The organism is Micromonospora sp. NPDC003944, assembly GCF_053605225.1.
In genome coordinates this window covers 1-25,928 of sequence record NZ_JBSGIV010000079.1, presented here as the reverse complement: position 1 = coordinate 25,928, position 25,928 = coordinate 1, and the positions used below count along the sequence as shown (strand labels likewise).

The 25,928-nt window shown below is 72.6% G+C and carries 20 protein-coding genes; 7 read left to right on the top strand and 13 right to left on the bottom strand.

Annotated elements, in window-relative coordinates; all coding sequences use genetic code 11:
* The first annotated feature begins 67 nt into the window (after nucleotides 1–67).
* Nucleotides 68–3,139 (top strand): helix-turn-helix transcriptional regulator, encoded by a 3,072-nt coding sequence (locus ACWER9_RS28095; protein WP_452304668.1) that lies wholly within the window; start codon nucleotides 68–70, stop codon nucleotides 3,137–3,139.
* Nucleotides 3,140–3,181: 42 nt separating this feature from the next.
* Here ACWER9_RS28095 and ACWER9_RS28090 read toward each other — a convergent pair whose 3' ends face one another.
* Together ACWER9_RS28090 and lipA are read right to left on the bottom strand one after the other, a co-directional pair.
* Nucleotides 3,182–4,855: a hypothetical protein gene (locus tag ACWER9_RS28090; RefSeq protein ID WP_452304667.1), complete on the bottom strand. Its 1,674-nt coding sequence runs from the start codon at nucleotides 4,853–4,855 to the stop codon at nucleotides 3,182–3,184.
* 53 nt (nucleotides 4,856–4,908) lie between these two features.
* Nucleotides 4,909–5,904: a lipoyl synthase gene (gene lipA / locus ACWER9_RS28085; RefSeq protein ID WP_452304666.1), complete on the bottom strand. Its 996-nt coding sequence runs from the start codon at nucleotides 5,902–5,904 to the stop codon at nucleotides 4,909–4,911.
* Between the two features lie 441 nt (nucleotides 5,905–6,345).
* Here lipA and aspS point away from each other — a divergent pair, with 441 nt between their 5' ends.
* A complete protein-coding gene (gene aspS / locus ACWER9_RS28080; protein WP_452304665.1) occupies nucleotides 6,346–7,632 on the top strand; it encodes an aspartate--tRNA(Asn) ligase in 1,287 nt (428 codons plus the stop codon).
* Between the two features lie 49 nt (nucleotides 7,633–7,681).
* Here aspS and ACWER9_RS28075 read toward each other — a convergent pair whose 3' ends face one another.
* The 4 genes from ACWER9_RS28075 to ACWER9_RS28060 form a co-directional block, all read right to left on the bottom strand.
* Entirely contained in the window at nucleotides 7,682–8,074 is a 393-nt protein-coding gene (locus ACWER9_RS28075) for a VOC family protein (protein ID WP_452304664.1), read from the bottom strand.
* A 47-nt stretch (nucleotides 8,075–8,121) separates the two neighbouring features.
* Nucleotides 8,122–8,763 carry a lipoyl(octanoyl) transferase LipB gene (lipB, locus tag ACWER9_RS28070; protein WP_452304663.1) on the bottom strand — a complete coding sequence of 214 codons (642 nt, stop codon included), beginning with the start codon at nucleotides 8,761–8,763 and terminating at the stop codon, nucleotides 8,122–8,124.
* Nucleotides 8,764–8,859: 96 nt separating this feature from the next.
* On the bottom strand, nucleotides 8,860–10,101 hold the full coding sequence (locus ACWER9_RS28065) for a hypothetical protein (protein WP_452304662.1): 1,242 nt from the start codon (nucleotides 10,099–10,101) through the stop codon (nucleotides 8,860–8,862).
* Nucleotides 10,102–10,158: 57 nt separating this feature from the next.
* On the bottom strand, nucleotides 10,159–11,988 hold the full coding sequence (locus ACWER9_RS28060; protein ID WP_452304661.1) for a DUF2079 domain-containing protein: 1,830 nt from the start codon (nucleotides 11,986–11,988) through the stop codon (nucleotides 10,159–10,161).
* A 211-nt stretch (nucleotides 11,989–12,199) separates the two neighbouring features.
* Here ACWER9_RS28060 and ACWER9_RS28055 point away from each other — a divergent pair, with 211 nt between their 5' ends.
* A complete protein-coding gene (locus ACWER9_RS28055) occupies nucleotides 12,200–13,441 on the top strand; it encodes an extracellular catalytic domain type 1 short-chain-length polyhydroxyalkanoate depolymerase (protein WP_452304660.1) in 1,242 nt (413 codons plus the stop codon).
* Nucleotides 13,442–13,532: 91 nt separating this feature from the next.
* On the opposite strand, the gene ACWER9_RS28050 is transcribed toward ACWER9_RS28055, so the two are convergent.
* Together ACWER9_RS28050 and ACWER9_RS28045 are read right to left on the bottom strand one after the other, a co-directional pair.
* Complete coding sequence (locus tag ACWER9_RS28050) at nucleotides 13,533–14,432, bottom strand: TIGR01777 family oxidoreductase (RefSeq protein WP_452304659.1); 900 nt, start codon at nucleotides 14,430–14,432, stop codon at nucleotides 13,533–13,535.
* Nucleotides 14,433–14,596: 164 nt separating this feature from the next.
* A complete protein-coding gene (locus tag ACWER9_RS28045) occupies nucleotides 14,597–15,586 on the bottom strand; it encodes an aldo/keto reductase (protein WP_452304658.1) in 990 nt (329 codons plus the stop codon).
* Between the two features lie 56 nt (nucleotides 15,587–15,642).
* Between ACWER9_RS28045 and ACWER9_RS28040 the strand changes: the two genes are divergently transcribed.
* Nucleotides 15,643–16,026, top strand: a complete 384-nt coding sequence (locus ACWER9_RS28040; protein ID WP_452304657.1) for a MerR family transcriptional regulator — start codon at nucleotides 15,643–15,645, stop codon at nucleotides 16,024–16,026.
* Here ACWER9_RS28040 and ACWER9_RS28035 read toward each other — a convergent pair.
* Both ACWER9_RS28035 and ACWER9_RS28030 read right to left on the bottom strand, forming a co-directional pair.
* The gene (locus tag ACWER9_RS28035; RefSeq protein ID WP_452304656.1) at nucleotides 16,023–16,517 is read right to left on the bottom strand and encodes a hemerythrin domain-containing protein; all 495 of its coding nucleotides are present in this window, start codon (nucleotides 16,515–16,517) and stop codon (nucleotides 16,023–16,025) included. The genes ACWER9_RS28040 and ACWER9_RS28035 overlap by 4 nt on opposite strands.
* A 123-nt stretch (nucleotides 16,518–16,640) precedes the next feature.
* Nucleotides 16,641–17,978, bottom strand: coding sequence for a low temperature requirement protein A (locus ACWER9_RS28030; RefSeq protein WP_452304655.1), 1,338 nt, complete (start codon nucleotides 17,976–17,978; stop codon nucleotides 16,641–16,643).
* A 156-nt stretch (nucleotides 17,979–18,134) separates the two neighbouring features.
* Between ACWER9_RS28030 and ACWER9_RS28025 the strand changes: the two genes are divergently transcribed.
* Entirely contained in the window at nucleotides 18,135–19,070 is a 936-nt protein-coding gene (locus tag ACWER9_RS28025; RefSeq protein WP_452304654.1) for an SDR family NAD(P)-dependent oxidoreductase, read from the top strand.
* Between the two features lie 63 nt (nucleotides 19,071–19,133).
* Here the strand turns inward: ACWER9_RS28025 and sucB are convergent, their stop codons facing one another.
* Both sucB and lpdA read right to left on the bottom strand, forming a co-directional pair.
* A complete protein-coding gene (gene sucB, locus ACWER9_RS28020) occupies nucleotides 19,134–20,978 on the bottom strand; it encodes a 2-oxoglutarate dehydrogenase, E2 component, dihydrolipoamide succinyltransferase (protein WP_452304653.1) in 1,845 nt (614 codons plus the stop codon).
* A 67-nt stretch (nucleotides 20,979–21,045) separates the two neighbouring features.
* Complete coding sequence (gene lpdA / locus ACWER9_RS28015) at nucleotides 21,046–22,437, bottom strand: dihydrolipoyl dehydrogenase (RefSeq protein WP_452304652.1); 1,392 nt, start codon at nucleotides 22,435–22,437, stop codon at nucleotides 21,046–21,048.
* Nucleotides 22,438–22,615: 178 nt separating this feature from the next.
* Here lpdA and ACWER9_RS28010 point away from each other — a divergent pair, with 178 nt between their 5' ends.
* Entirely contained in the window at nucleotides 22,616–22,945 is a 330-nt protein-coding gene (locus tag ACWER9_RS28010) for a hypothetical protein (RefSeq protein ID WP_272612794.1), read from the top strand.
* 45 nt (nucleotides 22,946–22,990) lie between these two features.
* Here the strand turns inward: ACWER9_RS28010 and ACWER9_RS28005 are convergent, their stop codons facing one another.
* A complete protein-coding gene (locus ACWER9_RS28005) occupies nucleotides 22,991–24,565 on the bottom strand; it encodes a leucyl aminopeptidase (protein ID WP_452304651.1) in 1,575 nt (524 codons plus the stop codon).
* Nucleotides 24,566–24,727: 162 nt separating this feature from the next.
* Between ACWER9_RS28005 and gcvT the strand changes: the two genes are divergently transcribed.
* Nucleotides 24,728–25,858 (top strand): glycine cleavage system aminomethyltransferase GcvT, encoded by a 1,131-nt coding sequence (gene gcvT / locus ACWER9_RS28000; protein WP_452304650.1) that lies wholly within the window; start codon nucleotides 24,728–24,730, stop codon nucleotides 25,856–25,858.
* Nucleotides 25,859–25,928 lie beyond the last annotated feature (70 nt).

The window sequence follows — 25,928 nt, the reverse complement described above, 5'->3', positions numbered from 1 at the left end:
CCTACGCGATAGACTCCAGGGTGACTGGAGATCAGAAGTGTGCTCTTGCGATCGGACCGCGCCGAGCGTGGCTGCCGCGCCGACCGCGCCGAGCGTGGCTGCCGCGCCGACCGCGCCGAGCGTGGCTGCCACGTTCACCGCGCCGGCCGAAGGTGCGGCTCGACCCGATCCGTCCCCGTCGCCCGGCCGCCGGCCGATCGGCGGGGTCGGCGGAGCGGGCCGCCATGGCATGCTCGACCATGTGACCGTACGCGCCGCCAGTTCCGTCCTCGTCGGGCGTCACCGCGAGATCGCGGCACTACGGGACGCGCTGGGCCGGGCGCGGGCCGGGGAGCCGACCACGGTGCTTGTCGGCGGCGAGGCGGGTGTGGGTAAGACCCGGCTGCTGGAGGAGTTCGCCGGCTGGGCCACCGAGGGCTCGGCGCGGGTGCTCGTCGGTCAGTGTCTGGAGCTGGGCGAGGCGGGCCTACCGTTCGCGCCGTTCGCCGCGGCGTTGCGCGCGGTGCTCCGCGCCGACGGTCCGGAGGTCTTCGCCGGCTACGAGGCGGAGTTCGCCCCGCTCCTGCCGGAGTTGGGCCGCGTCTCCGCGACGCTTGCCACCTCGCGTGCCGTCCCGCTCAGCGACGCCCCGCGCGGCTACCTGTTCGATCTGGTCGCCGAGCTGTTCCAACGGCTGGCCGATGCGCGACCGCTGGTCCTGGTCATCGAGGACCTGCACTGGGCCGACCGCTCGACCCGCGACCTCATCGGGTTCCTCGTCCGGGCGGCGAGGCCGGGCCGGCTACTGCTGGTCTGCACCTACCGCACGGACGAGTTGCAGCGCGGGCACCCGCTGCGCCCGTTCCTCGCCGAACTGGACCGGGCCCGGGGCGTGGAACGGGTCGAGCTGGGCCGCCTGGACCGTGACGGCACCGGTGCGATCCTCGCCGACCTGCTCGGCGTCGAGCCACTCGCCCGAGCCGTCGACGATGTGCACGACCGCACCCAGGGCAACCCCTTCTTCATCGAGGAGTTGGCCGTCGCCGGCGACCCGGTCGGCTGCGCGGCGCTCCCCGAGACGCTGCGTGACCTGCTGCTGGCCCGGGTGGACCGACTGCCCGAGCCGACCCAGCGGGTGTTGCGGATCGCGGCGGCCGGCGGCACCCGTTTCGCCCATGACCTGCTCGCCGAGGTCGCCGGGCTGCCCGAGGCCGAGCTGGAGGACGCGTTGCGCGCCGCAGTCGCCGCCCAGTTGGTGGTTGCCGACCGGGACGGTGACTACGAGTTCCGGCACGCGCTGGTCCGTGAGGCCGTGCACGACGAGTTGCTGCCCGGTGAGCACGCCCGGCTGCACGCCCGCTTCGCCGCCGCCATCGAGGCCCAGCCGCACCTGGTCGCCGCCGGCCGGGCTCCGGCCGAGATCGCCCACCACTGGTACGCCGCCCACGACCACCCGCGTGCCCTCGTCGCCGCCCGGGCCGCCGCGTGCGCCGCCGCCGACAGGTACGCGTACGCGGAGCAGCGCCGCCTGTTGGAGCGGGCGCTGGAGTTGTGGGAGTTGGTGCCGGACGCCTCCGACCTGCTCGACATGGACCACCTGGCGCTGCTGGAGCAGACGCTGGGCGCGGCGGTCACCGCTGGTGACTTCAGCCGGGCGATCACCCTGACCCGGGCCGGGCTTGCCGAGGTGGACGCCGAGACCGTGCCGCTGCGCGCCGCCCGCCTGCTGGACCAGCGGGGTCGACTGATGGCCCTGCTCGGCAAGAGCGACGGCAGTCGGGAGCTGGACGAGGCGTACCGGCTGGCGGCCGGTGGCCCGCCCGGCGTGGAGCGGGTCCGGCTGCTCGCCGACATCGCCACCCACCTGGTCAAGATCGACCCGCAGAAGGCGGCGCGGGTGGCAGCCGAGGCCGGCGCCGACGCCGAGGCGCTCGGAGAACACGTGTCCCTGCTGTCGACGCGGATCGCGCTGCTCTGCCACGGCGAGCGGGACCTGACCGGAGGGCTGGCCGAGCTGGGCCAGGTGGCCGCCGCGGCCCGGGCGGCCGGGGACGCACCGACACTCGTGCTCGCCATGGTGTTCGAGTCGGACATGCTCTGTGAGTTGGGCCGTTACGCCGAGTCCGCGCAGGCTGCCGAGGCCGGCGTGGCCGAGGCGCGACGGCTGGGGATCAGCCGTTCGACGGGGGCGTACCTGCTCTCCAACCGGGCGGAGGCGCTCATCGCGCTGGGTCGGTGGGACGAGGCCGAGGCGGTCTGCGCGGAGGCCGCCCGGATCGACCTGTCCGGTGTCACCGGGCTGCACTGGCTCCAGTTGGGCGCGGGGCTGCGCTTGGCCCGTGCCCACCCGGGCGCCGACGAGCTTGTCGACCGGGCGCTCACCTTCCTCGGCCGGCCGTACCTGTGGCCGAACCACCGCCTGCCCCTGCACGAGTTGGCGATCGAGGCGGCGCTTGCCGCGGACGACAAGATCGAGGCGGTACGGGCGGCCCGCGTCGCGGTGGCCGACGAGAGTCTGCCGCAGCTGCCCCGGGAGGGGTGGCCGGTGCTCAGCGCTGCCGCGCGTACCGCAGCCCGGGTGAGTGACCGGGAGCTTGCAGCCGCCGTGGCGGCGCTCGCCACCGACCTGCCGGCGCGGCACCCGGCGGCCCGCGCGCACGCCGCCCAGGTCACCGCGCTGCTCGCGGTCGGCGACCAGGCGCTGCCGGCGTGGCGTACGGCGGTCGAGGCGTGGCGGGCCGACGGGCAGCCGTACCCGTTGGGCCGGGCGCTGCTGGCGCTGGCCGAGGCGACCGCCGCCACCGGGGACCGCGATGAGACGGCGGCTGCGGTCGCCGAGGCCACCGAGATCGGCCGCCGGCTGGGTGCGACGCCGCTTGTCGAGGCGGCCACCACCCTGGCGCGGCGGGTCGGCCTACGCGGGGCGGCCGGGGGCGGGGCCGGCGCCGACCTGCTGACCGCCCGGGAGCGGGAGGTGCTGCGCCTGGTCGCGGAGGGTCACAGCAACAGCCGGATCGCCGAGCAGCTGTTCATTTCGCCGAAGACGGCGAGCGTGCACGTCTCCCGGATCATCGCGAAGCTGAGCGTGACCAACCGGGTGGAGGCTGCCGCCATCGCCCACCGCCTCGGCCTGCTCACCGAGCCCGCCGCCCCACGCTGACGGCCCGCCGCGCTGACCGGCCGCCGCGCTGACCGGCCGGTGTCAGCGCGGCAGGTAGATGCGCCAGCCCTCGACGGTGACCAGATCGAGGCTGCCCGGCGTGGCGCGCTGCCGCTCGTCGAGCACGTCCGCCAGCGCGGAGCCGGCCGGCGCGACCCAGGCCGGCTTCGCCGCGCCGTCCACCTCCCGCCGGTACGCGGGGTAGCGGTCGAAGCCGGGGCGCAGGGTGTCGTCGACGACGGCGCACACCACTCGTTCGGCGCTGGCGAAGGTGAGCCGGTTGCAGGTCCAGTAGCCGGCTCGCACGTGCCGGACGCCGAGCTGCCGCAGGGTGCTCACCAACTCGGTGTGCCGGGCCTCGGCGGCCCGGGTCGCCGGCACTGTCTGCGCTGCCCGCCAGGTGGCGTGGGCGGCGGTGCCAAGCGTGGCGGCGAGCAACACCACCGCGACCGATCGGGCCAGCGTCGATCCGACGCCGTGCCGGCCGGTCGACGCTCGGCGCAGTCCGTGCCGGGCCACCGCCCACACCGGCCAGAGCAGTGCCGGCAGGGAGATGAGCAGGCAGGACAGGTAGCGGGCACTCTCCACCGGGGTGAGCCCGGCGGAACTGCTCACGGTGTACGCGCCGAGGGTGGTCACCGCGGCCAGTACGAGCGCCAGCCGGACCGCCGCCGCCACCCGGGGCGACGCGTCGGGGCCGACACTGGCCGGGTCGGGGCTACGCAGGGCCCGCCAGGCGGTGACGCCGGCGATGGCCAGCAGCAGCGGCAGGACGAGTGCCCACCACAGCTGCCAGGTGGCGCACTGCCCGGGAGCGCAGAAGCCCATGCCCAGTCCGGGGCCGAGCACCAGACCGCCGTGCAGCCGGTCCGGCCAGCCGGCGCTGGCGTTCCCGCCGCTGGCCGCGAGGACGGCGTGCAGCGGGTTGCGCCCGGTCAGCGCGCTGTGCAGCAGCAGCGGGGCCGCCCCCAGCACGGCCGCCGCCCCGAGCAGCGCCCCGGCGGCACCCCACAGCTCCCGGCGGCAGAACGCGACGAGGACCGCGCCGGTCGCGACGACGTACGGGAGCACGAGCGGGTCGACCCAGAGCATCAGCCCGGCCAGCAGACCCCAGGTCGCCCAGCGTGCCAGCCGCCACCCCGGCCGCTGCCCAGTCTCGGCCGTTGCCCGCCCCGGTCTGCCGGTGGCCAGGTCCACGGCGAGCAGGGCGAGCGCCGCCCCGGCCGCGTTCATCTCGGGGTAGCCGCCGCCGGCGATGAGCTGGTTCTTGACGACCCGGTCGGAGCCCAGGGCCAGGAGCGCGACCACCAGCAGCCCGAACCACAGGTCCCCGGTCAGCCGCAGCGTCAACCGCCAGGCCAGCAGCAGGAACAGCGCGTACAGGGCCAGGGTGGGCAGCCGCAGCCCGAGCAGCGACGGCCCACCGGCGAGGGCGAACCCCGGCGCGGCCAGGTACGCCTCGAGCGTGCCCATGTACTGCTGGCCGTAGAACCAGACGGGGAAACCCTCGCCACGGGCGATGTGCAGCGCGGCCAGCCCCATGGTGGCCTCGTCGCTGTTCGTCGGCGGCGCGGCGTGCAGCAGCAGCCCGAGCCGGTAACCCACCCCGCCGAGCACGGCCAACCCGGTGAGCCAACCGACCAGGCCGGGCGGTGCGCCCGGTCGCGGGCGGGGCGCGCCCGCACCGCGCGGCTGCTCGCGTACCCCGACGGTCATCACAGGATCATGACACCCGGGCGTCGAACGGCCGCGCGGCGCTGCCGGCGACGTCAGCCGACGGCGGCGACCGAGGCGGCGGCGCGGGCGTCGATGGCCTGCTTGTAGAGCCGGCCGGCCCGGTACGACGAGCGCACCAGCGGCCCGCTCATCACCCCGGCGAAGCCGATCTCCTCGGCCTCCTCGCGCAACTCCACGAACTCCTCCGGCTTGACCCAGCGGGTCACCGGGTGGTGCCGGGGCGAGGGGCGCAGGTACTGGGTGATGGTGATCAGCTCGCACCCGGCGTCGTGCAGGTCGCGCAACGCCTGCGAGACCTCGGCGCGCTCCTCGCCCATGCCCAGGATGAGGTTGCTCTTGGTGACCAGGCCGTCGGCGCGGGCCTGCCGGATCACGTCCAGGGAGCGGTCGTAGCGGAACGCCGGCCGGATGCGCTTGAAGATGCGCGGCACGGTCTCCACGTTGTGCGCCAGCACCTCGGGCCGGGAGCCGAAGACCTCGGCCAACTGCTCGGGCACGGCGTTGAAGTCCGGAATGAGCAGCTCGACGCCGCAGCCGGGCTGCAGGGCGTGGATCTGCCGGACGGTCTCGGCGTACAGCCAGGCGCCGCCGTCGGGCAGGTCGTCACGGGCGACACCGGTGATGGTGGCGTAGCGCAGCCCCATCGAGACCACCGACTCGGCGACGCGACGTGGCTCGTCGGCGTCGAACTCGGCCGGCTTGCCGGTGTCGATCTGGCAGAAGTCGCAGCGCCGGGTGCACTGGTCGCCACCGATGAGGAAGGTGGCCTCCCGGTCTTCCCAACACTCGTAGATGTTGGGGCAGCCGGCCTCCTGGCAGACGGTGTGCAGCCCCTCGCGCGAGACCAGCCCGCGTAGCTGGGTGTACTCCGGGCCCATCTTGGCCTTGACCTTGATCCATGGTGGTTTGCGCTCGATCGGCGTCTCGGCGTTGCGCGCCTCGATCCGCAGCAGGCGTCGCCCCTCGGGGGCCGCCGTTGCGGTACGCGCTGCCTGGCCGGTCGTCGGCGCGGAGTGCTCGATCGTCACGAAAACGAGCCTACGCCGGACGGCGGGTGTCTATGTGCGTCGGGCGACCGGCGTCACGCCCCGAACGTTGTGACGCCGGACACCGGCCGGCCAGAAAAAGGCGTCACAGCAAGGGGGATCGGGTGCTACGGTCAGCGCCAACAGCGACGACGGAGCCGAGTACCGCGCCGACCCCGCCAGTCCAGAGAGCCGCCGGTGCTGAGAGGCGGTCTGGCGCCGGTGCGCGAAGACCCTCCCGAGCTGCGGGCAGAACGGCCGAAACGCCTAGTAGAGCCCGCCCGGCTGGCCCCGGTCACCAGGCGACGAACGAGGCCCCCGCTCCGGCGGGGGTGAAGGTGTGGTGGCACCGCGAGGATCCCGCTCGCCCACACCTCCCTGGGGCTGACGCGACGCTTCGCCGCCCCGGGTGGCGACGCGTGGCGATCGACCGAGGAGTCCGCCATGCAACGAACCCTGTCCCACCACCTCCCCGCCCGGATCGGCGAGACCGTGCGCATCGCCGGCTGGGTGCACCGCCGCCGGCTGCTCAAGTCGGTGGCCTTCCTGATCGTGCGGGACGCCGCCGGGCTGGCCCAGGTGGTCGTCACCGACCCGGCCGTCCGCGCCGAGCTGGAGAAACTCACCGAGGAGACGGTCGTCGAGGTCACCGCGACGGCCACCGCGAACGGCACGGCCCCCGCCGGGGTCGAGCTGACCGACCCGACGGTACGTCCACTCGGGCCGCTCGCCGCGCCGCCACCGTTCGACCTGTACCGGCCGGCGCTCACCGCGAGCCTGCCCACCCAGCTGGACAACGCGCCCACCGCCCTGCGGCACCCCACCCGGTCGGCCGCGCTGCGGATCTCGGCGGCCGCGGTGGCCGGGTTCCGGGCCGCACTCGACGCCCACGAGTTCGTGGAGGTCCACACGCCGAAGGTGGTCAGCTCCAGCACCGAGAGCGGGGCGAACGTGTTCGCGCTGGACTGGTTCGGCCGGCCCGCGTACCTGGCCCAGTCGCCGCAGTTCTACAAACAACTGATGGTCGGCGTCTTCGAACGTGTCTACGAGGTGGGGCCGGTCTTCCGGGCCGAGCCGCACGACACCGTCCGGCACCTCGCGCAGTACACGTCGCTCGACGCGGAGCTGGGCTTCGTCACCGACCACCGGGACGTGATGCGCGTACTGCGCGACACGGTGGCCGGGATGCTCGCCACCGTCGGCGAACGGGCCGGTGGCGCACTTGCCACGCTCGGCGTCACCCCGCCGCAGGTGCCGGCGGAGATACCGGCGGTGCACTTCACCGAGGCACTGACGATTGCCGGCGCACCCGCCGACGAGCCGGACCTCGCGCCCGCCCACGAACGGGCGCTCGGCGAGTGGGCCCGCCGCGAACACGGCTCGGACTTCCTCTTCGTCACCGGCTACCCGATGGCGAAACGACCCTTCTACACCCACCCGGACCCGGCGCGGCCCGCGTACTCGAACGGTTTCGACCTGCTCTTCCGTGGTCTGGAGCTGGTCACCGGCGGGCAGCGACTGCACCGGCACGCCGACTACCTGGCGGCGTTGGCGGCCCGGGGCGAGCCGACCGAGCCGTACGCCGGTTACCTGGACGCGTTCCGGCACGGCATGCCGCCGCACGGTGGCTTCGCCATCGGCCTGGAACGGTTCGTGGCCCGGCTGGTCGGCGCGGCGAACATTCGGGAGGTCACCGCGTTCCCTCGTGACCTGCACCGGCTGACCCCGTAGGTGGGAGCCCTGCCGGCCCACTCGATCCGTGGAGCGGGCCGGCAACGGCTCAGGCGGGCCCGAGGAGGTCCCAGAGGTTGCCGGCGACGTCGCGGAAGACGGCGACCCGGCCGTACGGTTCGGCGCGCGGTGGCTTGACGAACTCGACGTGGTTCTCGACCATCCGACGGTAGGTGGCGTCGAAGTCGTCGACCTGGAGAAAGAACCCCACCCGGCCGTGGGTCTGGTCGCCCACCGCCGCCTCCTGCCGCTCGCCGTCGGCGCGGGCCAGCAGCAAGCCGGTGCCGCCGCCCGGCGGACGGACCACCACCCAACGCTTCGGCCGTCCGTCGTTGGTCAGCGACGGGGCGTCCTCGGCCAGCTCGAAGCCAAGCACCCTGGTGAAGAAGGCGATGGCCGGGTCGTACTCGGTGACGACGACGGTGACGAGATCAATCTGCACCGACCGAGGGTAAGCCGCCCGTCGGTCACCCGACGCGCGGCCGGTTCTCAGATCGTGACAAGTGTGGAGAGTCGGCGCTCGACCACCGGCAGCACGTCGGCGACGCTGATCGGGCGGCCCAGCTCGGCGGTGAGCGAGGTGACGCCGGCGTCCCGGATGCCGCACGGCACGATCCGGTCGAAGTACGTCAGGTCGCAGTCGCAGTTGATGGAGAAGCCGTGCAGGGTGACGCCCCGGGCCACCCGGATGCCGATGGCCGCCACCTTGCGGGCCGGCCCCCGGCCGTCCTCCGGCACCCAGACCCCGCTGCGCCCCTCGACCCGGCCGGCGGTCAACCCGAACTCGGCGCACACGTCGATCAGCAGCTCCTCGGTCCGGCGTACGTAGGCGACCACGTCCACCGGGTCGGGCAGGCGCAGGATCGGGTAGCCGACGAGCTGCCCCGGCCCATGCCAGGTGATCTTGCCGCCGCGGTCCACGTCGACGACCGGGGTGCCGTCCATCGGCCGGTCCCATGGTTCGGTGCGCTTGCCGGCGGTGTAGACGCTCGGGTGCTCCAGCAGCAGCACGGTGTCGCCGCGCTCGCCAGCCACCACCGACTCGTGCAGGCGCCGTTGCTCGTCCCAGGCGGCCTGGTAGTCGAGCAGGCCGGCGCGGACGGCCGTCAGGCCGGGGGTCGTCGTTGTCACGGCAACAAGCCTAGTCCCGCTACCGGCGGTCATCCCTGGTGAGCCGCCTCACCAGGGCCTCGTGGTGCCGGTCGCGGCACACTCGGCAGCTCGTTGTCATGCCGGCGCCGGGCCCGACGCAGCGCGGCGGCGACGCGCCCGTCGAACGACGAGAGCGATCGCGAGCAGTATCGGCACGGCCAGCGTCAGATAGACCCAGAGCGGGGCGGCGAACGGTGACGGCCGGGGCTCCGGACCACCGAACGCGGCCCGGGTCAGCAGGTCGCCTGGCACCATCAGGTCGGTCGACCCGACCGGCGTGGTCACCAACACCTCACGACCGCCGTCGGGCGACAGCGCGGCGAGAATCGCCTGCCGGTCGGTGTCCTGCTCCGTCTTGCTGACAAACCGCAGGACCGGGTCGGCGCCGCGCCACCCGATGATCTCGCTCGCCGAGGTGCCGGCCGGCAGGGCCTGGCCGACGGCCTGGCCGGTGGCCGCGTCCAGGAACTCGACCCGCCAGGTGCGTGCCGCCGCCTGCTCGGATGTGCACCTGGGGCCGGCGCAGCCGTCGAAGGCGAGCAGCGCGAGCCGCCGGCCGTCGGGATGCCAGGCGGCCGGGCCGGCCAATATCCGCCGGTCGCCCAGGTCGACCTGCCAACGACGGCCCGCGCCGGTCGGGTCGAGAACCACCAGTCGCTGGCGCTCGGCGAGCTGGTCCGGCACGTCTGGCGAGCCGGTGACCGCCACCAGATCGCCGCCGGGTGACCAGGCCGCTGCGGCGTGCGCGGCGAAGGTGCCGGCGTCGAGCGTCCGCTCGGTGCCTCGGAACGGGTCGACGACGAGCAGGTCGTCGGGCTTCTCCGGGTCGTTGAGCTGCTGATTGTCCGGCCCGAAGCTGATCACGTCGTCGTCGTTGCTGCGGGTGCCCAGCACCTGCTGCCCGTCCGGCGACCACGCCATCGGGTGCACGCCAGTGCTCACCGTGCGGCGCTGCCGGCCAGTGGTGAGATCCAGCAGCTCTCCGAAGTACGGCCGGAGGTAGTGCCGTCCGTCCGGGGAGAGCAGGCCGTGCCCCTCGCCGATGCGTATCGGGACCAGCCGGTATGCGCCGTCTCGGTCGACCAGCACACCTGTCGACTCGAAGTAGCGGGTGCGTTCGGTGAAGAACAGCAGCGCGGCCGGACCGGCCGGGCGTTGCCCCACGGTGGCCTGCCACAGCCAGGGATCGTGCACCCGGGTCGGCACCATCCCGGCCGCGCTCCCGGCCGCCGTTGCGGCTGGTGTGTTGAGCGCGACGAGCCCCAGCACTAGCACGACCACTGCGGCACGCCGCAATCGTCCGCCGGTCAGTCCCATTGGCCCATTAGACGCGATGGCGGCCGGTCGTGATGCCCCGGCCGGCCGCGTCGCGGACTACCGCTCGGCCGGCGGGATGCGCCAGAGCCACACGTCGTCGACCCGTTGCGGCTCGCCGAACAGGGCGGTGCCGGTACGCCGCAACGCCTCCTCGTCGACCTCGAACTTCGCGCCGTGCACCTGGTCGGCGAGCACCACCGTCTCGATGCGCCAGTGCCGCAGGTCCGACTGGACCTCCCGGATCGTGCCGTCGGTGACGATCGGGACCAGCCCGGTGCGGCCGGCCTGGTCCATCAACGCGCTCAGCGTGCGCGGCACCGGGCCGATCCGACCCCGCCCGTCCGGCCCGCCGGGGCCGAGGAAGAAGCCGCCCGGGATGGCGAACTCGCCCTGCCGGTGCGACAGCGCGTACGCCTGCCACCGCTGACCGTCCGGGTAGATGTCCACGGTGAGTGGCACCGGGGTCAGCACCCCGTCGGGGGAGACGTACTCCCGCCACGTGCCGGAGGTGATGAACCGCGGGATCGGCTCCCGTTCGTCGGTCAACAGCGGGGTGGGCAGCAGCGGCACCAGGGCCACCGCGAAACCGAGCAGCCACGCCAGCTCCGTGGAGCGGTGCCGGGGCGGTGCGGCGCGGAGCTGGTCGACGACGTACGCCAGCAACAGCCCGACCACCGGCGCGACCACGAGCGCCAGACGAGCCGGCAGCGCGGCGTTCACCACCGGCAGTTGTCCCACCACGTCGAACGGCATGGGGAGGTCGGTGCGCCGGCCGTCGACCTTGGCGACCGGCCCGAAGGAGAGCACCGTGAAGACCAGCGCGACGGCGCCCAACGCCCAGAGGGTGGCCCGGCGGTGCGCGTCGGCCCGCCGCCACAGCGCGACGAAACAGACCACCGTGAGCACCAGCAACGGGATGCCGAAGAACGAGTTCTCCTCGGTCGGGTTCGGTGCCAGCGAGGTGCCCAACCCGGCCTCGCCGGCAAGCGAGCGGCGCGGGAAGGCGGCGAACGCCGCGATGTCCTCGGAGTGGATCACCGGGTCGAAACCGGTGCCGTGGAACCGCTGCGGCCCGGCGAAGTGCAACCACAGGGGGTACGACAGCAGCACGCCGGCGACCACCGCGGTCACCCCGAGCCCGCGCAGGAAGGAGGGCAGCGCGGCGCGTGCCTCCTCCCGGTTGGCCGGGTGCAGCGCCCAGATGGCGACGAACAACCCCAGCGCCAGCGCGGTGAAGAAGAGCCCCTCGGCGGCGATCGAGAAGGCCACCGCGACCAGCACGCCCAGGATCAGGCCGTCGCGTAGCCAGTGCCCCGCGCGGCGCAGCGCGAACAGCCGCCAGATCAGCAGGGGCACCAGCCAACCGGCGGTCCAGTTCAGGTGCGCGTTGGCGTGCGACACCATGCCGGGGGAGTAGGCGATGAACAGGGCGCCGACCCCGGCGGCCAGCCGGCTGCGGACCAGGTGCCGGGAGAGCAGCCAGTACCAGACCAGCGCGGTGGCGAGCAGGTTCAGGGTGAGGATCACCAGGAACGTCGTCGGTGGCCCGATCAGGTACGTGAGCGGGGCGAAGACCACCGCGTACACCGTGACCGTCGTGTTGACCGCGAGGTTCACGCCGTCCGGGACGTTGATCAGGTAGGTGAAGAGCGGGTTCTCCCCGTGGGTGACCGCGTGCCCGCCGAAGGCCAACAGCCACTCGAACAGCGCCTGGTCGCTCGAGTTGACGGTGACGGTGCGGACGTTCGGGTCCCGCCACAGCCCACTGGTCACCCACACGGCGAGCGCGAGCGCCACCAGCACGACGATCAGGTCGGCCCGGCGGTCCCGGACGGTTCGCGGCTGCGCGGGGGCGGGCCCGGTGGCCAGCGACGGGGAGGACGGCACGCAGCGGACGTTACCAACCGGACCTGGACGGGCCGGTCAGACCGGCGGTTGTCGTCGGTTCCGGTACGGCGGCGGCGGGCGGGGTTCGGCGTACACAACGTCTGTCGTGAATGTGTGACTGTGCCCCATGTCATCGCGGTGACACATCGTCGTAACGTCTCGGCAACTCGACCGTGACCCAGTTCACAGTCCGCCCCTCCAGGAGGCCGCCGTGCGCCGCTCCTCGTCCACCCTCACCCGGCTGCTCGGTGCGGTCGCCGGGATCGCCCTCGCCGCCGCCGGCGCGGTCGCCATCGCCGCCCCCGCCCAGGCCGCCACCCTCACCCAGATCACCGGGTTCGGTTCCAACCCCGGCAACCTCGCCATGTACGCCTACCGGCCGGACAACCTCCCGGCCAACTCCCCGGCCGTCGTGCTCCTGCACGGCTGCGTCCAGAACGCCTCCGGCTACTTCGCCAACTCCGGCTGGCAGAAGTACGCCGACCAGTGGAAGTTCGCCCTGATCGTCGCCCAGCAGCCCTCCGGCAACAACGCCAACTCCTGCTTCAACTTCTTCGAGGCGGGGGACACGACCCGGGGTCAGGGCGAGGCGCTGTCGATCAAGCAGATGGTCGACCACGCCAAGACGAACTTCGGTGTGAACGGTTCCCGGGTCTACGTCAGCGGGCTCTCCGCGGGCGGGGCGATGAGCGCGGTCATGCTTGCCACCTACCCGGACGTCTTCGCCGCGGGGTCGATCATCGCGGGGATCCCGTACCGCTGCGCCACCAGCATGGTCAACGCGTTCAGCTGCATGAACCCGGGCGCGGACAAGACCCCGGCCGCGTGGGGCGACCTGGTCCGGGGCGCGTACTCCGGCTACACCGGCCCGCGCCCACGGGTGGCCATCTGGCACGGCACCTCGGATACCACCGTCACCCCGCTCAACGGCACCGAGTCCCGCGACCAGTGGACGAACGTGCGGGGCGTGTCGCAGACCCCGACCAGCACCTCGTCGCTGCCCGGCAACACCAGCCTCGAGGTGTACGGCAACGACGACGTGCGGCTCTACCGGATCTCCGGGATGGGCCACGGCACCCCTGTCGACCCGGGCTCGTCGGCTGAGCAGTGCGGCACCGCCACCGCGTACTTCCTGGACACCATCTGCTCGACGTACCGGGACGCGCTCTTCTTCGGGTTGAACGGCGGCGGGACCAACCCCACCCCGACCCCGACGGCCACCCCCACCCCCACCCCCACGCCCACCGCGACCCCCACGCCGACGCCGACCCCCACCACGGCGCCGACCTGCGTGACGGCCAGCAACTACGCGCACGTGGCGGCCGGTCGGGCGTACCAGTCCGGCGGCTACGCCTACGCCAACGGCTCCAACCAGCGGATGGGCCTCTACAACACCTTCTACACCAGCACCCTCAAGCAAACCGCCCCCAACCACTGGGTAATCGGCTGCTAACCCCCCCCTGGCCCGTGTTGATCAAGAGGTTTGCGTCATCCGAGAGCCGGATTCTGACGCAAACCTCTTGATCAACAGGCGTGGGTGGGGGTCAGGCGGTGAGGGCTGCTTGTAGGGCACTATCGAGGGTCGGGTGCTGGTAGGGGTAGGCGGCTCGGGTCAGGACTCCGGGGAGGACCCGGGTGCTGGTGAGAGCCTCGTGGGCGAAACCGCCGAGGGCCACCTTGAGCGCCAGCGCGGGAATCGGAATGACCGCCGGACGGTGCAGTTGTCGGGCCAGCTCGCGGGTGAACTCGGCGTTGGTGACCGGGTTCGGTCCCACCACGTTGACCGGGCCGGCGATGTCGTCGCGGTCGAGCAGGAAGCGGATCGCGCCCAGCCAGTCGGCCATCGAGATCCAGGGCAGCCACTGCCGGCCACTGCCCAGCCGGCCGGCGATGCCGAGCTTGAACGGCAGCAGTTGCGGCTTGAGCATGCCGCCATCGCGGTGCAGCGGCAGGCCGGTACGCAGCCGGACCACGCGTACGCCGGCGTCCTCGGCCGGACGGGTCGCGGCCTCCCACACCCGGCAGACGTCGGCCAGGAAACCTTCGCCGGCCGGGGCGTCCTCCTCGACCGCCCGGTCGCCGGTGTTGCCGTACCAGCCGACGGCCGAGGAGTTGAGCAGCACCCGGGGCCGGTCCGCGGCGGGCAGCCCGGCGATCGTGGTCGCCAGCGTGGTGGTGGTGTCCACCCGGCTGGTGCGGATCAACCGCCGGTAGTCGTCGTTCCAGCGTTTGTCGCCGACGCCCGCGCCGGCCAGGTTGACCACGGCGTCGGCCTCGGCGACCACGGTCGGGTCGAGTTGCCCGGCGGCCGGGTCCCACAAGTGCTGCTGCGGCCCGCCCGGCCCTCGACGGACCAGCCGGGTGACCTCGTGCCCGTCGCGGACGAGCAGGTCGGCCAGCCGGGTGCCAAGGAAGCCGGACGCGCCGGCCAGAAGGATCCGCATACCCCCATCTTCGTCCAAACCCCCGCCGCCGGACGCACCCCCAGGCCCCCACCCCTCGCCGATCTTGCACTTCCGGTCGCCTATCTGCCCCGATAGGCCTGCTTTGTCACCACAGCAACTGCAAGATCGCCGGGAGGGGCGAGGGGCGAGGGGGGAGGGGCGGCTTACGGGGTGCGGAGGTCGGTTAGGAGGCGCTCCACCTCGGCGTAGGCGTCGACGTCCAGTGGGCCCAGCTCCAGGGTGGCCAGGTTCTCGTCGGCCTGGGCCACGGTGCGCAGGCCGGGGATCGGCACGGTACGAGGGCTGCGCGCCAGTAGCCAACCCAGTGCGCCCTGGGCCAGGGTGCGGCCGTCGGCGGTCAGCGCCGCGCGGACCTGATCGACCCGGGCCGCCCAGCGTGGCGTCGGCCGGCCGTCGGTGAACCACTCCAGCCACTCCGGTGCCCGTCCGCGCACGTCGTCCGCCCCGACCGCCCGCGTCGAGCCGGTGAGCAGACCCATCGCCAACGGGCCACGGTTGAGGCTGGCCAGGTCGTGTTTGTCGCAGACCGCAAGCACCGCCGCGTTGTCGCGCAGCACCGACTCGTCGTGTTGGATCGCGGCGCAGTGCGGGCCGGCGGCCGCGAATGCCTCCGCCGAGGCGGGGTCGTCGGTGCTCCAGCCGTACGCCCGGATTTTGCCCTGGTCGACCAGGGCCTCCAGGCTGTCGACCAGATCGAGCGCGGCGGGCACCGGCAGTGCGTTGATGTGCAGTTGGTAGAGGTCGACGTGGTCGGTGCCGAGCCGGCGCAGCGAGTCTTCCAGGCTGCGCACCGCGAAGGCCGGGCTGGCGTCGGTGCCGAGCGCCCGCCGGGTGGTCTCCTCGCTGACGTTGCCGAACTTGGTGGCGATGACCACGCTGTCCCGCCGCCCGGCGAGGGCCCGACCGAGGATCCGTTCGCTGTGCCCGGCGCCGTAGTTGCTTGCGGTGTCGAACAGGGTCACCCCGAGGTCGAGCGCCCGGTGGATGGTGCGGATGGACTCGTCGTCGTCCACCTCACCCCAGCCGAACGGCTGGCCGTCGTCGCCCCAGAGCGGCCCGCCGATGGCCCAGCACCCCATTCCGATCGCGCTCACCGTGATGCCGCTGCGTCCCAGCGTCCGTGTCGTCGTCATGGTCACCAGCCTCCAACCTGGAGCGCGCTCCAGGTCAAGCACTACCATCTCGCGACATGAGCGGTTACGCCCCCTCGGAGGCCGCCCGCCGCAGCGGCTTCAGCCTGGACACTCTGCGGTACTACGAGAAGATCGGCCTCCTCGCGGACGTGGAGCGCACGGCGGGCGGGCAGCGGGTCTTCACCGACGACGACCTCGGCTGGCTGGTGCTGTTCCGCTGCCTGCGCGACACCGGGATGCCGATCGCGCAGATGTGCCGGTACGCGCAGTTGGCCCGCGACGGCGAGCACACCGCCGACGAGCGGCACGAGTTGCTGCGCCACCACGCGGCGCGGGTCGAGGAGCAGATGCGCCTGCTCCAGCGCCAGTACGACCACCTCCGGGAGAAGATCCGCTTCTACGAGCGACTGCCCGGCACGACCCCGGGCGCGGAGGCCTAAGCGGGGCCGGGGGCGTGCGGCGGCGCGGTCAGGCCGAGCAGGTGCTCCGTCGTCCCGGGTCGACCGGTGAGCGCGTTCAGTGCCGTGACCAGCCGCTTCTCCTCGTAGCGGAAGTGCGATTCGAGCAGGGCCGCCAACCCGCCCAACTCGGCGCGCACCTGGGCGACCGGCACCCCTGCGTCGCCGCCCAGAAGGGCCTCCACCCGTTCCAGGATGCCCGCCACCACCTCGTGATCGGTGATCAGGTTCTGGATGACCGGGCGCAGCTCCGGGACCTCGTCGGCCAGCAACCGGAACGCGCCCGCGTCCTCACCCGTGTGGTGTCGGCCGAGCGCGGCACAGAAGGTCAGGCAGTGCGCCCGCAGGTCCCGGGACGGGGTGTCGAGGCTTGCCTGAAGTCGGGCCAGTTCCGCGCTGAGCCAGAGGTGGATCTCGATCATCTGATTGCCGACGGCGGCGAGCCGGTCGGCAGGTGAATTGGTTGGGTGCACGTTCGTCCCATGCTGTCCCCGCGCCTCCATGCCCACGGCGGCCTTCGGGCCGGGTGCACTGCGACGCTGCGCCGAAGTGTAGGGCCACCCGGTCACGCCACCCAACCCGGAACGTTGCCGCATTCACGGCGCGGTCGGCTCGTCGGTCTCCCGGACGTCGTGCCACCGCGCGCGCCAGGCGGCCTCGTGGGCCTCGTGGCTGGTCCGCTCCTGGAAGACGGCGGCCCGCAGGGCGTGCCGGGACTGCGACATCACCATCACCTCCACGGCCACCAGGCCCACGCAGATCACCGTCGCGAGGGTGAGCGCGCCGATCGCCGGCAGGTGCTGACCGATCGGGAGGGCCACCGTGAGCGCCACGATGACGCCGACGCGGGTCCACGTGACGGTGTGCAGCGTACGGAGCTGAAAGAGTAGATTGACGGCGTAGTAGCAGATCAACCCGCCGAAGAGCATCGGCACCGCCCACCCCTCGACCTTCTCGGATATCCCGCCGGCCGGGTCGGTGATCTTGTGCAGGATCTCCTCGTTGCCGATCGAGAAGAGGATCACCCCGGCGATCATCGGCAGGTAGAGGTACGCGTACGCGTCGCGGGCCATCGCCACCCGGGGGCCGCCCTCCGCCGCGTGCAGGGCGATCCGGGCGGCCGGTCCGATGAAGTCGAAGTGCGCCCACCAGAGGGCGGCGGTGACCACGATGCCGAGCGCGGCGGCCGCCACCGCCGGCCAGGTGACGGGCTTGCCGAGCAGGTTGCCGCCGACTCCCGTCGAGATGATCGACTCGCCCAGCGCGATGATCAGGATGAGGTCGTAGCGTTCCGTCCAGTGCTCGGCGCTCGTCACCCCCCAGCCCCAGGTGCCGACGATGAAGCCGGTGGCGTACTGGACCACCACCACGATGATCCACAGCCCGTCGCGGACCATGGCGGCCTGGTCGGGGTCGGGGATCTGCGCCGGGATGAGCGCGGCCGCCAGCAGCAGCACGATGCTCACCGCCAACTCCGGGGCGAACCGTCGCAACTGTCGCCGCTCCTGCGGGCTGTCCCGTACCACGTGCTGATAGAGGACCATGTGTACGGCCCGGACCACGACGTAGCTGATCGCCACGAGCATCGGGCCGGCAGCGCTCCCCTTCGGGTCGCTGAACGCCTGCGGCAGCGCCAACGCGAACGCGAACAGGGCGACCATCGCGACCACCATGAGCGCCGGGACGTAGCCCTCGCCGAGCCGTACCCGGGTGGCGACCAGGCTGTGCACGACCCAGATCCACCAGAGCACGGCGAGCACCAGGCCGGCGTGCAGCAGTTGCCGGCCGGTGATGTTCGCGGCGGTGGCCCGGGTGATGATGAAGAACGAGAAGACGAAGACCAGGTCGAAGAAGACCTCGAACTTGTCCACCCGGGCACCGGGGGCGATCGGGACGGCCGGCCCCAACTGCCCACGCCGCCGGTAGCCGCCCACGCCCCCACTCTGGCAGCGTCCGGCCTGGTCGGAGGCCCGAACGGCGATGGCGACGGAGTCGGGCGTTACCTCCGGTCCGGGTCGGGGAAGCACCCAGACCCACGGCCTCCCGCAGGGGACCCGGTCGGTACGCCCTACCCCGGACAAGGATGGACAATGACGACGAACAACCCGATCACCACTTCGTTTTCCCACCACTCCACCGCCATGGACGTGATTCGGGGCGTCGACCTCGTCGGACGGCGGGCGATCGTCACCGGCGGGTCCTCCGGGATCGGCGTGGAGACGGCCCGCGCCCTGGCCAGCGCCGGAGCGGAGGTCACCCTGGCCGTCCGCAACCCCGACGCGGGCCAGCAGGCCGCCGACGACATCAGCGGCACCACCGGCAACGACCGTGTCCTGGTCGCCCCGCTCGACCTCGCCGACCAGGGCTCGGTCGCCGACTTCGTGGCCAACTGGGACGGCCCGTTGCACATCCTTGTCAACAACGCCGGAATCATGGCCGCACCCCTGTCGCGCACGCCGCAGGGCTGGGAGATGCAGTTCGCCACGAACCACCTGGGGCACTTCGCCCTCGCGACCGGGCTGCGCCCGGCGCTCTCGGCCGGTGACGGGGCCAGGATCGTCTCGGTCAGCTCCGCCGCCCACCTGCGTTCACCGGTGGTCTTCGAGGACATCCAGTACGACAAGCGGGAGTACGAGCCGTGGCAGGCGTACGGGCAGTCCAAGACGGCGAACGTGCTGTTCGCCGTGGAGGCCACCCGGCGCTGGGCCGACGACGGCATCCTCACCAACTCGCTGATGCCCGGCGCGATCCGGACCAACCTCCAGCGCTACGTGAGCGAGGAGGAGCTGAGCCGGCTGCGTACGGGTAACGCGGCGGCCTGGAAGACCGTCGAGCAGGGTGCCGCCACCTCCGTGCTGGTGGCCGCGTCGCCGTTGCTCGACGGCGTGGGCGGGCGCTACTTCGAGGACTGTCAGCAGGCCGCCCCCGCCCAGCCCGGCCAGCGCACGGGGGTCGCCGACTACGCGCTGGACCCGGAGGCCGCAGAGCGGCTCTGGCAGGTCTCGACCGCCCTGCTCAAGGGCTGAGGACGGCAAACGGAAGGGCGCCCCGGTCGACGACCGGGGCGCCCCTGCGGCGTTGCGGGTGGATCAGGCCAGGCCCAGCTCCGACTCGAAGTTGCCGGCCTCCAGCCGCTCCTTGACCGCGGTCAGGAAGCGGGCCGCGTCGGCGCCGTCGATCAGTCGGTGGTCGTAGGACAGGGCCAGGTAGACCATCGAACGGACCGCGACGACCTCGCCCAGATCCGGGTCGTTGACCACGACCGGCCGCTTGACCACGGCACCCGTGCCGAGCATCGCCGACTGCGGCGACGGCACGATCGGGGTGTCGAAGAGCGCGCCCCGGCTGCCCGTGTTGGTGAGCGTGAACGTCGCCCCGGCGATCTCGTCCGGGCTGATCTTGTTGGTCCGGGTCCGCTCGGCCAGGTCCGCGACCCGCTTGGCGATGCCACCCAGGTTGAGGTCACCGGCGTTGTGGATGACCGGTGTCAGCAGACCCCGCTCGGTGTCCACCGCGATGCCGAGGTGCTCCGCCTCCGGGAAGGTGATGGTGCCACCGTCGAGGTCCATCCGCGCGTTGACGATCGGGTACGTCTGCAGCGCCTCGATCGCGGCGAGGGCGAAGAACGGCAGGAAGGAGAGCTTCACGCCGTGCCGCTGCACGAAGGAGTCCTTCGCCTGCGCCCGCAGCTTGGCGATCCGGGTGACGTCCACCTCGACCACGGTGGTGAGCTGCGCCATCTCGTGCAGCGACTCGTGCAGCCGGGTGGCGATGGCCTTGCGGATGCGCGGCAGCTTCTCGGTGGTGCCCCGCTTGCCGCTCGGCTGCGGCTTCGCGGCCGGCTTGGCGGCAGCCGCCGACGGCGCAGCGGCCGGTGCGGCGGCGGGAGCGGCCTTGGCGGCCTTCGCCTTCTCGGCGGCCTCCAGCACGTCCTGCTTGCGGATGCGGCCACCGACGCCGGTGCCGTTGAGCGTGGCCAGGTCGACACCGTGCTCGCCGGCCAGCTTGCGGACCAGCGGGGTCACGTACCCGGCGGCCTCCTCGCCGGCACCCGGTGCCGGGGCGGACGGGCGCGGCGGCGTCGAGGTCGACGCGGCCGGCTGCGCGGCCTGCTCGGTCTTCGCCGGCTGCGCCGAGCTCTCGGTCTCCGCGGCGGGCTCGTTGTACGACATGCCGGGGGTCGGCTCCTCGACCTTCGGCTCCGGCTTCGGCTCGGCCTTCGGCGCCGGCTTGGCCTCCGCCTTCGGCTCGGGCTTCGGCTCGGGCTGCGCCGGGGCGGGGGCGCCGCCCGCGACGCCGATGATCGCCAGGTCGGCGCCGACCGCCGCGGTCTCGTCCTCGGCGACCTTGATCTCCAGAACCGTGCCGGCGACCGGCGACGGGATCTCCGTGTCGACCTTGTCGGTGGAGACCTCCAGCAGCGGCTCGTCGACCTCGATGGTCTCGCCGACCTGCTTCAGCCAGCGGGTGACCGTACCCTCGGTGACGCTCTCACCCAGGGCGGGCATCTTCACCGCGGTGCCCTCGCCCGACGAGGCGGCGGCCGGAGCCGGCGTCTCGGCGGGGGCCTCGTCCTGGGCCACCTCGTCGGCGGTGCCCTCGGCGGCGGCCGTCGGCTCGGCGGCCGGCTCGACCGACTCGGCCGGCGCCTGCTGCTGCTCCTGCGGGGCGGCCTCGCCACCGCCGGTCGACTCGCCCTCACCGGCGATGACGGCCAGCTCGCTGCCGACCTCGGCGGTCTCGTCCTCGCCGACCACGATGCGGCTCAGCACGCCCGCAGCGGGCGACGGGATCTCGGTGTCGACCTTGTCGGTCGAGACCTCGAGCAGGGGCTCGTCGACCTCGACCGTGTCGCCCTCCTGCTTGAGCCAGCGCGTGACGGTGCCCTCGGTGACGCTCTCGCCGAGCCGGGGCATGGTGACCGATACCGGCATGTTCTCCAGACTCCTTCATTCCCCTGGGGGGATCTTCGCCCGTCGCCGGACGCCGCGGTTTGGGTGATCAGGCGTGCGCGTGCAGCGGCTTGCCGGCGAGGGCCAGGTGCGCCTCGCCCAGGGCCTCGTTCTGCGTCGGGTGGGCGTGCACGAGCTGGGCGACCTCGGCCGGGTAGGCCTCCCAGTTGTAGATGAGCTGAGCCTCACCGATCAGCTCACCGACCCGGGCACCGATCATGTGTACGCCGACGACCGGGCCGTCCTCGACCCGGACCAGCTTCACGAAGCCGGTGGTCTTGAGGATCTGGCTCTTGCCGTTGCCACCCAGGTTGTAGTTGTACGTCTTGACCTTGTCGGCGCCGTACTGCTCCTTGGCCTTCGCCTCGGTGAGACCCACCGACGCCAGCTCCGGGTCGCAGTAGGTGACCCGCGGGATGCCGACCTCGTCGATGACGGCCGGGGTCTGCCCGGCGATCTCCTCGGCGACGAAGATGCCCTGCTGGAAGCCCCGGTGCGCGAGCTGGAGGCCGGGCACGATGTCGCCGACCGCGTAGACGTTCGGCACGTTCGTGCGCAGCCGCTCGTCGGTCAGCACGTAGCCGCGGTCCATGGTGACGCCCTGCTCCTCGTACCCGAGGTTCGCGGTGTTCGGGCCGCGACCGACGGCGACCAGCAGCAGCTCGGCCTCGACGGTCTCGCCACCCTGGATGGTCAGCTTGACGCCGCCCTCGGTCTTCTCGACCTTCTCGAACGGCTTGCCGACCTTGAAGTTGATCTTCCGCTTGCGGAACGCCCGCTCCAGCGCCTTGGACGACTCCTCGTCCTCGGCGGCGACCAGCCGGGGCAGCGCCTCGACGATCGTCACGTCCACACCGAAGGACTTCCACACGCTCGCGAACTCGACGCCGATCACACCGCCACCGAGCACGATCACCGACGACGGCACGCGGTCCATCGTGAGGGCGTGGTCGCTGGTGATGATCCGCTCGCCGTCGACCTCCAGGCCGGGCAGGCTCTTCGCGTACGAGCCGGAGGCGAGGACGATGTTGCGGCCGGTGTAGCGCTTGCCGTCCACCTCGACCACGTTCTTGCCGACCAGCTTGCCGGCGCCCTCGACGATCGTGATGCCCTTGTTGCCCTTCAGCATGCCCTGCAGGCCCTTGTACAGCCGGGCGATCACGCCGTCCTTGTACGAGTTGACCCCGGCCATGTCGATGCCGATCAGCTCGGCCTTGACCCCGAACTGCTCCGACTCGCGGGCCTGGTCGGCGATCTCGGCCGCGTGCAGCAGAGCCTTCGTCGGGATGCAGCCGTTGTGCAGGCAGGTGCCCCCGAGCTTGCCCTTCTCCACCAGCGCGACCTTCAGGCCCAGCTGGACGGCGCGCAGCGCGGTCGCGTAGCCGCCGCTGCCACCTCCGAGAATGACAATGTCGAAGGTCGCTTCGTTCGGCTCGCTCACGTCCAACTCCCAGGTCGCGTCGCTGCATCGGGGGTCACGGGGATGTAACACGGACACACCCCACCTCGGTCATCTTGTCACCACTGGGCACAGGGTGCGTACTGAGGTGCCCAACGACACGTCATCGACACGTACCCTTGGCACCGTTGTCGATGACGCACGCTGGGGGAGAGATCCGGTGGGGTTGTTCCGGCGCCGCAAACAGGCGGCCGTGCCGAGCCATGACCGTGCCGCCGATCGTGGCGACCTTGACCATCTGGAGAACTTCATCCGGAGCCGGCGCGGCGTCGAGGCGTACATCGAGCCCCGGACGACGGTGACCGAGACCACGGTCATCCTGATCGCCGACGACGGGGAGTGGACCCGCCGCCGCATCGACGGCCCGGACGGGGCCCGGCGCTTCGCGTACCGGATGGGCATCCCGGTGTACGACGTCCGACTGATGGGCTACCCGCAGCGGATGCGCGACTTCAACGAGCGCCGCAAACGTCGCCCCGAGCGGCACTGAGAGGGGCCCCCGGTGTCGACCGGGGGCCCCTCGTCTTCCGTTCCGTCAGCCGTTGGCGGCGACGTCCTCGACGAGCTGCACGAGCGTGCGGACCGGGACGCCGGTGCCGCCCTTGGTCCAGTAGCCGACCGGCTCGCCCGAGTGGTAACCCGGCCCGGCGATGTCGATGTGCGCCCAGGCCACGTCGTCGGTCACGAACTCGCGCAGAAACACGCCGCCCTGCAGCATGTGACCGGCCCGGTCCATCCCGGCGTTGACCTGCGAGATGTCCGCCACATCCGACTCCATGCCCTTACGCACGTCGTCGGGCAGCGGCATCGGCCACGCCGGCTCGCCGACGGCGTCGCCGACCACCTTCACCCGGTCGCACAGCTCCGGGGTGCCCATCACGCCGGCCATCCGCTTGCCCAGCGAGATGACCTGGCCGCCGGTCAGGGTGGACGTCTCGAACAGGTAGTCGGTGCCGTCCGCGCAGGCGCGGGCCATGGCGTCGCCGAGGATCATCCGGCCCTCGGCGTCGGTGTTGAGCACCTCGACGCGCTTGCCGTTGAACATGGTGATCACGTCACCCGGCCGGTAGCTGGTGCCCGACGGCATGTTCTCCGCCATCGGCAGGTACGCGCTGACCGCCACCGTCGGCTTCAGCGCGGCGATCGCCAGCATGGCCGCACCGACAGCGGCGGCGCCCGCCATGTCGGACTTCATCTCCCACATGCCCTGCGCCGGCTTGATCGAGATGCCGCCGGTGTCGAAGGTGATGCCCTTGCCGACGAGCGCGACCCGCTTGCCGTTGCCGCCACCCTGCGGGGTGTAGGTCAGCTTCACCAGCCGCGGCGGCGCCTCCGAGCCCTGCCCGACCGCGACGATGCCGCCGTACCCGCCAGCGGCGAGCGCCGCCTCGTCGAGCACCTCGACGCCGAGGCCCGCCTCGCGCGCCGCGCCTGCCACCGCGTCGGCGAACGACGGCGGACGCAGCTCGTTCGGCGCGGTGTTCACCCAGTCCCGGCTGAGCCGGACCGCGCCCGTCACCGCCTGCGCCCGGACGACCTCCGCCTGGGCGCCCGCGTCACCGGCGTCCGGCACCGCGATGAGCACCTCGGCCACCGGCTCCCGCCGGGTCGGCTGGGGCCGGGTCTTGTAACCGGCGAACCGGTACCCACCCAGCAGCGCGCCCTCGGCCACCGCGCGCAGCTCGGCCGACGCGTCCGCGTCGTCCGGCAGCGGCAGTGCCAACGCGACCCTGGGTGCGCCCGCCAGTGCCCGGATCGCGGCACCGGCGGCCCGGCGCAGCGTCTCCGGGGCCGGGGCGGCGCCCGACGGCTCCGGGCCGAGCCCGACCGCGGTGACGAGCGGGGCGGTCACGGTGCCCAGCGTGGCCAGCTTGATGACCTCACCCGGCCCGCCGGTCGCCCCGAGCAGCGCGAGGGTCTCGGTCAGCTTGCCGTCGAACGCGGCCGCGATGCTCTCCGCGCCGCTGGCGAGCAGCAGGGTGCCGGCGAGGCCGCTGGTGGCGCCCTGCTCTCCGGTCTGGCTGTGCACGCCGATCACGATCGCGTCGACGGCGAGCTCGGCCGGGTCGGTGTCGACCAGGCTCAGGTTGGTGGTGCGGGGTGATGTCACTGAAGCTACTCCGGGCGGGCCGGGCCGGTCGCGGCGTCGCGTACCAGCGGTGGAGGTCTCCGGCGGAACCTACCCGCCGGACGTCATGGCTGTCCCGCCGACAGCGCCAGCGGGCTCCCGCCGATGCTAACCAGCGACGTTGCCCCCGGTAAGTTGCCACCCATGACCGACGTGACCTCCGACGCCGCCGCGACCCGGCTGCGCCGTTCCCCGCTGCACGAGCGGCACACCGCCGCCGGAGCCAAGTTGGCCCCCTTCGGGGGCTGGGAGATGCCGCTGGAGTACGCCGGCGGTGGGGTGCTCAAGGAGCACACCGCGGTGCGTACGGCGGTCGGGGTCTTCGACGTGTCGCACCTGGGCAAGGCCCGGGTGAGCGGCCCCGGCGCGGCCGACTTCGTCAACTCCTGCCTCAGCAACGACCTGGGCCGGATCGGCCCCGGCCGGGCGCAGTACACGCTCTGCTGCGACGACGCCACCGGCGGCGTGGTGGACGACATCATCGCCTACCTCTACGCCGACGACCACGTCTTCCTCATCCCGAACGCGGCGAACACCGCCGAGGTGGTGCGCCGGTTGCGCGCCGTCGCGCCCGCGCAGGTGACCGTCACCGACGAGCACGAGGCGTACGCGGTGCTGGCCGTGCAGGGCCCCCGCTCGGCCGAGTTGCTCGCCGCCCTGGACCTGCCCACCGAGCACGGCTACATGAGCTTCTCCGCCGCGAGCCTGACCGGGGTGGAGCTGACCGTCTGCCGTACCGGCTACACGGGTGAGCTGGGCTACGAGTTGGTGGTGCCGGCGGAGGACGCGGTGGCCGTCTGGGACGAGCTCTTCGCCGTCGGCGCGCCGTTCGGGCTGCGCGCCTGCGGGCTGGCAGCCCGGGACACCCTGCGGACCGAGATGGGTTACCCGCTGCACGGGCAGGACCTCTCCCTGGACATCAGCCCGGTGCAGGCCCGCTCCGGCTGGGCGGTCGGTTGGGACAAGCCGGCCTTCTGGGGCCGCGACGCGCTGCTCGCCGAGAAGGCCGCCGGCCCCCGGCGTACGCTGCGCGGCCTGGTGGCCGTCGACCGGGCCATCCCACGGCCCGGCATGACCCTGCACGTGGGTGACGTCCAGGTCGGCACCGTGACCAGCGGCACCTTCAGCCCGACGAGGAAGCAGGGCATCGCGCTGGCCCTGCTCAACACCGACGCCAACCTAACGGACGGCGCCGAGGTCGAGATCGACATCCGAGGCCGCCGAGCCCCCCTAACCCTAACCAAGCCCCCCTTCGTAAACCCCTCAGTGAAGTAACCCCCCACCCCACCCCCACCCCACCCCCCCTTGCCTGGGTGATCAAGAGGTTTGCGTCACGTTCGGGCGA